Annotated in this window: 8 protein-coding genes; 7 read left to right on the forward strand and 1 reads right to left on the reverse strand. The window is 40.0% G+C overall.

Annotated features, from left to right (window positions below):
• Window positions 1-353 precede the first annotated feature (353 nt).
• Entirely contained in the window at window positions 354-1196 is an 843-nt protein-coding gene (locus RCP16_RS22080) for an AraC family transcriptional regulator (protein ID WP_308641366.1), read from the reverse strand.
• A 213-nt stretch (window positions 1197-1409) separates the two neighbouring features.
• Here RCP16_RS22080 and RCP16_RS22085 point away from each other — a divergent pair, with 213 nt between their 5' ends.
• The 7 genes from RCP16_RS22085 to RCP16_RS22115 all read left to right on the forward strand — a co-directional run bounded on the left by RCP16_RS22085 (window position 1410) and on the right by RCP16_RS22115 (window position 12642).
• Window positions 1410-3593 (forward strand): alpha-galactosidase, encoded by a 2184-nt coding sequence (locus tag RCP16_RS22085; RefSeq protein ID WP_308641367.1) that lies wholly within the window; start codon window positions 1410-1412, stop codon window positions 3591-3593.
• Window positions 3594-3680: 87 nt separating this feature from the next.
• Complete coding sequence (locus tag RCP16_RS22090) at window positions 3681-5465, forward strand: sensor histidine kinase (protein ID WP_308641368.1); 1785 nt, start codon at window positions 3681-3683, stop codon at window positions 5463-5465.
• Complete coding sequence (locus RCP16_RS22095; RefSeq protein ID WP_308641369.1) at window positions 5458-7011, forward strand: response regulator; 1554 nt, start codon at window positions 5458-5460, stop codon at window positions 7009-7011. Before RCP16_RS22090 ends, RCP16_RS22095 begins: the two co-directional genes overlap by 8 nt.
• Before the next feature lie 77 nt (window positions 7012-7088).
• Window positions 7089-8054 (forward strand): ABC transporter permease, encoded by a 966-nt coding sequence (locus RCP16_RS22100; protein WP_069328576.1) that lies wholly within the window; start codon window positions 7089-7091, stop codon window positions 8052-8054.
• A 10-nt stretch (window positions 8055-8064) separates the two neighbouring features.
• Entirely contained in the window at window positions 8065-9003 is a 939-nt protein-coding gene (locus RCP16_RS22105) for a carbohydrate ABC transporter permease (protein WP_137226227.1), read from the forward strand.
• 64 nt (window positions 9004-9067) lie between these two features.
• Window positions 9068-10762, forward strand: coding sequence for an ABC transporter substrate-binding protein (locus RCP16_RS22110; RefSeq protein ID WP_308641370.1), 1695 nt, complete (start codon window positions 9068-9070; stop codon window positions 10760-10762).
• 179 nt (window positions 10763-10941) lie between these two features.
• Window positions 10942-12642, forward strand: a complete 1701-nt coding sequence (locus RCP16_RS22115; protein ID WP_308641371.1) for a glycosyl hydrolase — start codon at window positions 10942-10944, stop codon at window positions 12640-12642.
• Window positions 12643-13098 lie beyond the last annotated feature (456 nt).

Consider the following 13098-nt stretch of genomic DNA (forward strand, 5'->3'; position numbering starts at 1 on the left):
AATCTTCCTCCTTCGAAATGGATCTGCAGCGAATGAATACTATGCAGATCAACACCCTGTATTTATTTTCAGCGATCTCATTACGTCCTATCTGCATATTCGTAATAACAAGCAAAATAGTTCAAAATTCCGACTGGACGACGTCTTGCTTGTGATAGATAACCTGTACGAGAAAGGAAAGAAGAAAAATGATATGACCGACATATTCAACAACTTTAAATACTAGATATACAAAGTTAAGCTAATATATAAAATTAATTATAAACCTTTCTAGTGGAATAAGGCGAGAAGAGAAGTGACATAAAGCATAAATAGATATCGGTTCGCTAACTTTCTTTTTTGAGCGTATAGAGTCAGTCAATTATTACATTGGCATTCAGTAGCGATTGACTTCGATACTTTCTAGGCGACATCCCTTTAATTTTTTTGAAAATTTTGGAGAACAGTAAAGGATCGATATAGCCTACTGAACGGGCAATATTACCAATCGACAGATCTGTACGGATCAGCATACTGGATGCTGTATCCATTCTGTAACGAATAAGATAATCTTGAATACTGAGCTTGGTTGTTTTTGTAAATAAGGAACATAAGTAACTTCGATTCAATCCGATAAAATGGGCAATATCTTCTACTGTAATCTTTTGAGAAAAATTCATTTCAATAAAATCTTTGACCTGCTCCACATAGATATCAGCGTTACTTCTTGTTTGCGCCATTAGCGTTTTCGGCGCATTTTCCATTAGTAGCGAAAAAATCATATATAACAATCCAGTCAATCGCATTTCTCGTGCTGCTGGATATTCATTCGATTGAATCATCCACTGTAAATACTGATGTATTCGATCTTTGTGCTCGTAATAGACTATGGGAGAAACAAGAGTCATTCCTGCTTGTTCCAGCAGGGATTCGGCGAGCGTACCATTGAATCCGATCCAGCCGTAGGACCATGGTTCTGCTTCGTCTGCTACATAATAGGTAACTACATGGGGACAGATTAGAAAGCCTTGTCCTGAACCAATCGAATGTTGTACTCCATTCACCTCAAAAGTTCCTTTTCCCTCAAATACATAATGGAGCAGATAATGAGTTCTGACTGCCGGTCCAAACTCATGACCAGATATACAATCTTCGATCCCAAATTGGGTGAGATACAATTCGGTATGTTGTTTGCTTCTTGGTAAATACTCGATCATTAGCGGTTCTCCTTATTTTTATAATATCTATCAAAATAACATATTTTCGAATCATCATGCCATATACGATATAGTCCGTTTCATATAACATTTTTATAGAATAATCATATTCATTGTTGCATACCAGACAATCATTAATCCATATTTTATGAACGATGGTATTACAGGTAGCATGGATATACATAATGGAATGAACAAGAAAGGGTGTTGGTCATGAGTGTAATCGTTCAGGAAGAATTGGGATTGTTTCATCTACAATCGTCCGGTATGAGTTATATGATCCAAATCGTAAATGGATATCCAGTGCATGTATACTGGGGAGCGCCATTGAAGCATCGGTCAGTGATGGAGAATCTGCTTATCCATACGTCTTCGACAACAGGGTTGGATAGACTTCCACAGGAATATCCACAGTATGGAAGTGGAGATTTTCGTAATCCAGCGTATCAGGTCGAATTAGCAGACGGAACTCGTATCACTGAGCTTCAGTACGACAGTTACCGACTGATCCAAGGAAAACCATCACTGAGCGGACTTCCAGCAGTATATACGGAGAATGAATCCGAAGCACAGACATTAGAACTTCTTTTGAAAGATCAGTATTCGGGTCTTACAGTTGTGTTACAGTACACTATTTTTGAACAGCGAAATGTAATTATACGTGCTGCACGCTTCATCAATGAAGGAGAGGAGACACTGCGACTTCGTCGTGCTTTGAGTGCAAGTGTAGATATGTATGGTCAGGATGAACTGGAGATGATTTACTTATCGGGTGCATGGGCAAGGGAAGGCAATATACAGCGAAGATCGCTTCGGCAAGGCGAAATTCGAATCGACAGCAAGCGTGGGATGAGCAGCCATCAGTTTAATCCGTTTGCTGCGCTTGTCACCCCGGAGACGACAGAGAATCATGGTGAAGCTTTTGGTTTCAGTCTGGTGTACAGCGGGGGATTTGAAGCCGTTGCAGAAGTCGATTCGTTTGGCTCCACAAGATTAGGTATTGGAGTAAATTCGTTTGATTTTGGATGGCAGCTGAATGCCGGAGAAGATTTTCAGACTCCTGAAACAGTGATGGTATATTCCAACCAAGGAATTGGAGAAATGTCGCGGACCTACCATCGTCTGTACCGCAGTCGATTATGCCGGGGAACATACCGTGATCGGGAACGACCGATTCTGGTCAACAACTGGGAAGCGACCTATTTTGATTTCGATGCCGAAAAGCTAGTCTCCATTGCGGAGGAAGGAGCTAGACTCGGGATTGAGTTATTTGTGCTAGATGACGGTTGGTTTGGCAGACGTGACGCTGATAACTCGTCTTTGGGTGATTGGTACGAGGATCGTCGCAAACTACCTGAAGGCCTAGCTGATGTAGCGCAGCGTATTCGTGAAACAGGTCTACAATTTGGACTCTGGTTCGAGCCAGAAATGATTTCGCCAGAAAGCGAGCTGTATCGTGAACATCCTGACTGGTGCCTTCATGTTCCGGGAAGAAGACGTAGTGAAGCGAGATGGCAATTGGTACTGGATTATACGCGCCCGGAAGTACGAGATTATATTTATAATTCACTCTCTACGATTTTCTCTACGGTTCCAATCTCTTATGTGAAATGGGACATGAATCGGGCCTTGACAGAGATGGGATCGGCAACATTGCCACCAGAGCGACAAGCTGAGACTGCGCATCGTTATGTACTTGGATTATATGAGCTACTAGAGCGGATAACGGTACAGTTCCCGCACATCTTGTTTGAAAGTTGCGCCAGTGGAGGTGGACGTTTTGATCCCGGAATGCTTTATTATATGCCGCAAACGTGGACTAGCGATAATACTGATGGGGTAGAACGACTCAAGATTCAATATGGCACTAGTCTTGTTTATCCAGTGAGTGCGATCGGTGCACATGTATCAGCTGTACCCAATCATCAGGTCGGACGCAGTACACCACTTGATTTTCGAGGTAGTGTCGCTATGTCTGGCAATTTCGGGTATGAACTGGATCTCACAGCATTTACCGATGAAGAAAAGAATATCGTTCAGCGACAGGTTGCCAACTACAAAGAGATTCGCAGTCTGGTGCAGCAGGGAGATTTATATCGATTAAAGAGTCCATTTGCAGGGAACCAATCTGCGTGGATGTTCGTCTCGGAAGATAAAATGCAAGCTCTCGTCTATGCTTTTCAGGTTATGGCAATACCTAACGGACCTCAACAAATTCTGCGGTTGGATGGACTGAATCCAGAACTGGAATATGAAGTGAAATCTGATATCAATGAAGAAAGTAGTATATATGGAGGAGACCAATTGATACAGCTCGGTTTGGCTCTTCATTACGAGTCCAAAGACTATCAGAGTCGCTGTTTCACACTTCGAGCCATAGATAGGGTGCTTGAATAAGCAAGAATTGATCCAAAACAGAAAGCCCCTTTTTGTAGAAGGGGCTTTTTTTAAATATAAAGCAGGCTGGTTACTGGAGGTTAAATCATGTTTTTCGTTCGAATAATGAATGATATGAAAATAAGAAAGAAGTTAGCTATTACGTTTATAACAGCAGCAGGCATCCCTCTACTATTATGTGGTCTTTTTTTGACTGCAAGATTGCGTGAAGTTGTAGTGCAAAGTACTTTGGTGCAGGTATCTAATAATGTGGATCGTGTTCAAAAGCGTACCGCAGAATTAATCAAAGTTCCATTAGATATTTCGAATCGGCTTATGAATGATAATCAGATGAAAAAAACAGCCAGTCAGACGTACAACAGTTATACCGAAGTCATTCAGCAATATCACAACTACACGAATATTCGAGAATATATACAGCTCTATAAAGAGATTTCTGGCATTCGAATATATGCGATCAATCCGGGAGCACTGAATAACTGGGAATTTATGCAGCCGACTCAAAAGTTACTGGATCAGATCTGGTATCAACAAGCAATAGCACAAAAAGGAGTGGTCGGTTGGAATATGATCCAAGATGAACGAACAAATGCTATGGAATTAAGTTTGATTCGCTCATTTCCTTTAGCCGCTTCAGAGCAAAAAGGAGTAATGGTGATTAACGTAAACAAACAACGATTAAGCGCCATTCTGGAACAAGAGTCTTTTCCTACATTTATTGTGGACAGTGAGAATCAACTGGTTGCTTCTAATTCTATAAAAGGGTCGGAACAAGAAGCATCGACTCTATATAGTAGTAACGATATTTTGAGTCTTGCTGAGGGCAGTTATAATATATCACTCGATGGAAAAGACTCCAAAGTTGTAGTCGCTACCTTACAACCGAATGATAGCTGGAATAGTCTGCGGATGATCTCCGTTTTTTCAATTGATGAGATTACCCGTGATGCCAATCATGTGATCTTTCTTGGCGCTATAGTGATTGCCTCGAGTCTAATTGTTGCCACTTTTCTGACGTATGCTTCTGCTTTATTACTTTCCAGAAGACTACAACGACTCAGCCATCATGTAGACAATGTTCGTTCTGGTTCGTGGAAAACCTTTTTACATATAGATGGCAATGATGAAATCGGAGTGTTGTCTCGCCAGTTCAATGCACTGGTGAAAGACATTGATAGATTATTTCATGAAGTCCAGACAACCAATCGAGAGAAAAGCCTGATAGAACAAAGACAAAATGAAATGAAATTTAAAATGCTAGCGAGTCAGATTAATCCTCACTTTCTATTCAATGCGTTGGAGTCGATTCGGATGGAAGCCCATATTCGTCAGCAGGATGATATTGCCCAAGTCGTATGGTTACTCAGTACGTTGTTGCGTAGTAGTCTTGAGACCAATAGCGATATGATCTTGTTGGAAACAGAACTGAAGTATGTTCAAGGTTATTTGGATATTCAAAAGTTCAGATATGAAGATCGTTTGCAGTATCAGCTAACGATAGAACCCGAAATCCAAAAGATCCGTGTGCCTCCCTTAATTATTCAGCCATTGGTGGAAAATGCGATTATTCATGGTTTGGATCATCGTGCAGAAGGTGGACAGATTAGAGTAGAGGTCACGCAGATCATAGGAGGAGCTCAAATTCAGGTGAGCGATAATGGTACCGGCTTTTCAGCCGAGCGACTGGAAAGTGTACAACAAGAGCTTGCTTCTCCGGCCAATGATTCAAAAGAACAGCGGATTGGTCTTCGTAATGTAAATGATCGGCTTGTGTTGTTGTATGGTCAAGCAAGCGTTTTGCATATTAAGAGTAGCTACGGAAGCGGAACGACTATCACATTTATTGTACCGGGAGGCGATGATATTGATTAAAGTTCTTATTGTAGATGATGAACCGAAGTTGCGACAGGGGCTTCAAACATTAATTCCATGGAAGAAATTAGGCTTTGAAGTGATTGCAGTAGCGGCCAATGGAGAAGAAGCACTTAGGATCATTGCTCAAAAGCAGCCGGATATTGCACTTGTTGATATTCGAATGCCACTTATGGATGGTCTACAGTTACTTCAAGCTGTATCTTCGGAGGGATATCGTCTACACGTTATCATCTTGAGTGGCTATGCCGATTTTGAGTATGCCAAACAGGCGATCAAATACGGTGTTGATGGTTATCTTCTCAAGCCAGTAGATATTCAGGAGATGACCCATACGCTGGAACGCATTCGTGAACAGATAGAGCAGGAACAACGTCAGAAAGAACAGGAACGAATAACAAAGGCAGATCAGACTTGGCTGCTTCATCGTTTGCTTGTTCCACAGCATACAGAAGATTTTATAGCTTTGCGAAATATAGCACTAGATGCCGGAATGTTTTGGGAGAGTTATGAGATTGTTATTGTACGTCCACAAAATGCCAATGTGGATCTTTCGGATAAATTACATACATTCCTAAATAAGTTAAAGCCATGTCTAGAATATGACGGTAACGGAGTAGTCACTGTCTTTTCATCCTATATCGTTATATTCCTCAATCAACCGCTACGTGGTACAAAGTCTCGCCAGAAATATTATCAATGGCTTAAACAGACACTCGAGAGCAGTGAATTTATTGCTGCCACAGGTGGGGCTGTATCAACACCCGAGAAGATACATATGTCTTTTGCAGAAGCTGAATCTGCTTTAAAACAGGCATTTTTTCACGAAAAAGAAGAATCAGTAAGAGTGAGGTCTGCAAATTGTCTGGTACCGAATGCTATGGATACAAGGAATAGCCTTCCAGATGAAATGATGGGAGAGTTTACTCTGCGCTTATATTACAGTTTGGACACAGGCAATCACAAGATGATCCGACCGCTATTGGAGCAAGCTCTGTCTTTTTTTCTTGCTCAAAAGTATGACGAAACCCATATTAAAGAATCTTTTTTCTATCTATGCCATGCAGTGCTACACAAATTGAACATACATTCCTATACACACTGGAAAGATACAGAGAAGATTTCACATTTTTTAAAAGGAATTTTTGCATATGAGTATCTGACTGATCTTTTAGCAGAAATCCACTCTTTTCTGACGATGCTTGCCAAAGATACAGCACCAGAAGGTAAAGAAAAAGAATTAAAAATGATGATTAGCATTATTCATAATCATTATAGTGACCCTTTGAAGTTGGAGACACTGGCAGGAACACTGAATTACAGTACAGCTCATTTGGGTCAGATCTTCAAGAATAAAACAGGGGAATACTTTAATACTTATCTAGACAAAATCCGCATTCAAAAAGCCAAGGAATTATTAAATCAAGGAATGAGAGTCTATGAAGTCTCAGAAAAGGTCGGCTATACAAGTGTTAATTATTTTTATAGCAAATTCAAAAAGTATGAAGGATGCTCACCTTCGGATTTTAAAATCCATAATTTGTAGATGATTTTCACCGAAATTCGTTGTATGTCGGCTTGCTGTTCTCTGATTTAAGATAAAAGTCAGAGAGGAGGGGGAATATGAGCAAACGGATATTAGAAAAGGAAAGCGTATACAAAAAAGTAAGCCCAATCAGAAAAGGTAAATGGAAAGAATGGCATAATCAAAGATATTTGTACTACATGTCTATTCCATTTGTACTTTGGGTGTTTGTGTTTCAGTATTTTCCTTTATGGGGTTGGACGATGGCTTTTCAAAAGTATAGACCAGGGTTAGGTTTTTTTGAACAGAAGTGGGTAGGTTTGGAACACTTTCGCACTTTGTTTCAAGATGACCACTTCTATCAGGTTCTTCGTAACACACTGGCAATGAGTTTCATGGGGCTGGTGGCAGGATTTGTAGTACCAGTCATTTTTGCCTTAATACTTAATGAAGTCCGCATTGGGGTAATGAAGCGATTTGTACAGACCGTATCTTATCTGCCTCACTTTGTATCATGGGTAGTTGCAGCAGGGATTGTTACCAAAATGCTGTCCACAGATGGTGGTGTTGTAAACAGTATATTGCTAGGTCTCAATCTGGTCGATCAGCCGATTCCGTTTATGTCTCAAGGACATTGGTTTTGGTATATCGTCACCAGTGCAGATATTTGGAAAGAAACGGGTTGGAACGCCATCATTTATCTGGCTGCTATTTCAAGCATTGGTCCCGAACTATATGAAGCTGCACGAGTAGATGGTGCCAGCCGTCTAAAACAAATGTGGCATATTACACTACCGGGCATCCGACCGACCATTATTGTGCTTCTCATTATGTCTATTGGTCACCTGCTAGGTAATGGCTTTGAAAAGCAATTTCTGCTAGGTAATCATATGGTCATTGATTATTCTGAAGTTCTTGATTTGTATGCGCTTAATTATGGACTGTCCATGGGTCGTTATTCATTCGGTACAGCGATCAATATTTTTAACTCGGTGATTAGTCTGTTCTTGTTGTTTGCAGCGAATGGCATTTTTAAACGTGTTACCAAAGAAAGCATTATGTAAGGAGGAAGAAATGGGAACTGCCAACAGTACGACATCGGCTAGCCGTTCTAAAAATAAACTACATACCAAATCGATACAGGATCGCATTTTGGAAGTGATCGTTTATGTATCCATGATTCTGGTAACTGTGCTAACACTATATCCATTTCTTAATGTACTGGCCATTTCTCTGAATGATTCGGTTGATACCGTCAGAGGGGGAATCACAATCTGGCCAAGAGAATTTACATTGAAAAATTACGATTTGATTTTTACGTACAAAGGTTTGATTACTGGATTTCAAAACTCTGTGTTGCGAACAGTTATCGGAACCGTATTAGGGTTGTTAAGTGGATCAATGCTGGCGTTTGTACTTGCACGTAACGATTTTGGAGGAAGAAGATGGATCTCCATGTTTTTAGCAATCACTATGTATGTATCAGGTGGAATGATCCCCGGATTTATTCTGATGAAGGATCTACATTTGATTAATACGTTTGCGGTATATGTTTTACCGGGTCTAGTTAGTGCATTTAATATTTTTGTTATTCGTTCTTTTATAGATGGGTTGCCTTACGCTCTACAGGAATCTGCCAAACTGGATGGAGCCAATGACTTTGTCATCTACTGGCGTGTTATTCTTCCACTTTGCAAACCAGCACTGGCGACTGTAGCGCTCTTTTTGGCAGTAGGACAATGGAATTCCTGGTTTGATACGTATTTGTTTAACGGGTCTAATGAAACGTTGACTACTCTACAGTATGAATTAATGAAAATTTTACAGAGTACGACAACCAGTGCAACCAATTCTCAAGATGCTTCCAATATGGCTGAACGGATGGCACAGGTATCACCCGAGTCTGTCAAAATGGCAATTACTATCATCGTAACGATACCTATTTTGATTGTTTATCCTTTCTTGCAGAAATATTTTGTAAAAGGAATGACGCTTGGAGCTGTTAAAAGTTAAACCATTTATATCTGACTGCTATAGTCTCAGATCTATGATTTATCATAATGAAGGAGGAAGCTTCATGAAGTCAGGCAACAAAAAAATAGTAGCTTCTGTATTATCGCTGGTCATGATCACAGCGCTGGTAGGATGTAGCAATCCTTTCGCTACAGATTCGTCTGGAGATCATCTACCTGATAGCGGAGATGGAAAGCAACCAATCACCTTTACTTATTTTTCTGAAGATTCCAGTACCAATTGGAATAATATGAACGATGAAGTCGGCAAAGTAATCAAGGCGAAAACCGGTGTTACCTTAAGCGCAGAATTTGCTGTAGGCGATCCAGTTCAAAAGCTCTCATTAATCGCAGCAACTGGTAATTATCCAGATTTGATTGCAGCGAAAGCAGATGTGGGCAAACTGGTCGATGCAGGAGCTATTCTTGATCTTACTGATCTGATCAATGAACATGCACCGAATATCAAAAAAATGCTGGGAGACAAAATCGTTCGCACCAAATACAGTCTGGATGATCAAGCAATCTATGCTGTTCCTACCTGGTCAGCTGTAGATGAGAAAAAAATCAGAGCAGACGCAGGATTTGAACTACAGCATCGTGTTGTTAAGGAAGCAGGGTATCCTGAAATCCGTACAGTACAGGATTATGAAAAAGTGATCCAGTCTTATTTATCCAAACATCCATTAGATGAGAACGGTAATAAGAATATCGGGATGTCACTGAATGCGGATGATTGGCATATGTATCAGGTAACCAATCTTGGATTCCAGACAACTGGAGGCCCTGATGACGGAGAATATTATATCGATCAGAAAACACATCAAGCGACCTATCATTTTCGTCGTCCGGAAGAAAAGGAATTTTTTCGCTGGTTGAACCATATGAATGCGATCGGGTTATTGGATCCAGAAAGTTTTGTTCAAAAAACCGATCAATTCAAAGCTAAAGTGGCTTCAGGACGAATTCTGGGTCTTGCTGATCCGGAATGGGATTATGGAGATGGCCAAAATGCGCTTAGAGCAGCAAGTAAGTTTGACCAAACATATGGTCATTATCCTGTTACTATGAGCAAGGAGTATAAAGATACCAGTTTCTGGCTAGCCGGATTTGATGGTGGTTATGGTATTTCGATCTCCAGTACATGCAAAGATCCAGTACGTGCAATCAAGTTTCTTGACTTTTTAGCTTCAGAAGAAGGTCAGGTTCTAAATAACTGGGGAATTGAAGGCAAGCATTATACTGTCAAAAACGGCAAACGCTCATTTATACCAGAAGTGCAGGAGAGAGCGAATAATGATAGTGCCGCATTTCAGAAAGAAGCGGGTCTTGGTCTGTACTGGAATATGATGGTTCATTATGGAGATGGCATTAAAGATTCGACAGGCAACTACTTTACTCGCAATTATCCAGAATTACTAAGTCTCAATTACAGTAATGCTGAGAAAGAGACACTCAAAGCATACAAAGCTAAACACTGGAAAGATCTTTTTCCGACCGAAGAAGATTTCCAGCCACGAGCTTATGGAGCAGCTTACACCATATCGCTTCCTAATGATGATCCATCTATGATTTTGGGAGCGAAGATGAAAGATATTACATGGAAGTATATCCCGGAAGCTGTGATGTCCAAACCGGAAGATTTTGACCGAATTTGGGATGCCTACATGGCGGAATTAGAAAAAGACGGCGTTCAGGAAATGGAAAAAATATATACACAGCATATTCAGGATCGTATTAAGTTATGGTCAACACAATGATTAGCATAATAGAGTAAGTGATTTTTCTCAAAAAGATGTATAGCTAGATATAAGTTAAATGGACGGCTTGTTCAATATTCGATTATACAAGCCGTCCATTTTCATCACTTTATTGTAAACGATTACAAAATGATTCTTTCTACTATATCCAAATCAAAAATGAGAGTGAGGAAGATTAAGTGAAAAAAACAGGCATTGTCTTGATGGTTATTATCATGTTTGTTTCTCTAATTCCATTATCATCAGCAAAGGGAAAAGCAGAAATCTATGAAGCAGAGAATGGATTATTGCAGGGAGTCGATGAAGCTTCTACCGTAACGGGTTATTCAGGAGATGGATATGTGACAGGATTTGATGAAGAGGGCGATGCGCTAACCATAACTGTTGATCCTGCAAAAGAAGGTCTTTATCAAATTAACATACGGTATAACGCGCCCAATGGACCTAAACAAGCAAATCTGTTCGTTAACGATATCTCGGTCGGAACTGTTGATTTTACGCCAACCCATGGTTTCACAGAAATGGCTGCTACAAAAGCAATACTCAAAAAAGGAGCCAATACCATTCGAATCGATAAAGGCTGGGGATATTATGATATCGATTACTTCTCCATCCAAAAAGTAACCAAAGAGCCTGTTCATTCGATTTCCAAAACGTTGGTTAATCCTAAAGCATCACCAGCAGCAAAGTCGCTCATGAGCTATCTCGTCGATAACTACGGTCATAAAATCCTTTCGGGACAACAAGACTATTCCAATATAGATTGGCTCCAGACTCATCTAGGCAAGAAGCCGGCTGTTGTTGGCTTTGATCTGATGGACTACTCGCCATCACGTGTAGAGTACGGCGCAACTACTACCGAAACGGAAAAAGCAATCGACTGGGATCAACAGGGAGGCATTGTTGCTTTCGTCTGGCACTGGAATGCTCCGAAAGATCTCATTAACCAACCAGGAAAAGAATGGTGGAGAGGATTTTATACCGATTCCACAACCTTTGATCTTCAATATGCTTTATCACATCCCGATTCTGAGGAGTACAGGTTACTGCTAAGAGATATAGATGTTATCGCTACGCAGTTAAAAAAATTGCAGGATGCAAATATTCCAGTACTTTTCCGTCCTTTGCATGAAGCAGAAGGAGAATGGTTCTGGTGGGGAGCCAAAGGTGCAACACCATGTAAAGAACTGTACAGACTTCTTTATGATCGATTAACAAATGAACACCAGTTAAATAACCTGATATGGGTGTGGAACTCGGTATCTCCTGAATGGTATCCGGGAGATGATGTTGTGGATATTGTGAGCTACGATTCTTACCCTTCAGGAGGAGATTATAACGTTCAAGTAGGCAAGTATGATCAGTTGCTTTCTCTTGTTAAAGACCGCAAGCTTATAGCGATGACAGAGAATGGTGCTATTCCAGATCCGGATTTGCTACCTATCTATCATGCAGACTGGAGCTGGTTTAGTACATGGTCAGCTCATGATGAGAAGACTAACTCATTAGATCATTTGAAAAAAGTCTATAATCATGATTACGTAGTGACTCTGGATGAATTACCAAACATCAAAACCTATCCTATAGAAAATAATGAAATTCCTTCAGCACCAACAGGATTACATGCAGAATCAGGAAATCGCAAAGCAACAATAAGTTGGAATCCTGTAAACAATGCGAACAGATATACATTACTACGCGCAGATACACAAGAAGGGTCTTACAAGCAAGTAGCCTCAAACCTAAAAGCAACTCACTATACAAACAAAGGATTGATAAATGGCAAAACATACTATTACAAAGTGAAAGCAGTAAATAAGTCGGGGTCTAGCACAAGTTCATCACCTATACATGTCACCGTTCAAGCGAAGAATAAATGACAATCATAGATTAGCAAAAACTATGGTCTTACCCATAGATATATAAGAAGCGGGAAAATGACAGCATACACTCCAAATGGTGTGCCTATATTTTCCCGCTTCGTTTGTTTCCTTTCATAGGATTGAATCATTGAGTAGTCATTCTATTAGGTTATATTATTTTCTTCCTTCTATACCTTAAAGAAACACATTCTTATTCAAACCAAATAATGAAAGAGTCACTTATCATCTATACAAGAAAAATAAAATACTAAAAGGCTTGCTTCCTTCATATAAATATGATACATTATTTAAGTCGCCTCAAAGCAATACAATATGATTTGAAAAAATGATGTTGAAAAAAAGAGTTGACAAACAAACTTAGAAAATGATATGATCTAAGAGTTCTAAAAAACACAAACGCAGCGAAACAACATACTGCAAGTTCTTTGAAAACTGAACAACGAGTGAGTAATG

The organism is Paenibacillus nuruki, assembly GCF_963311185.1.
GTDB lineage: Bacteria > Bacillota > Bacilli > Paenibacillales > Paenibacillaceae > Saccharibacillus > Saccharibacillus nuruki.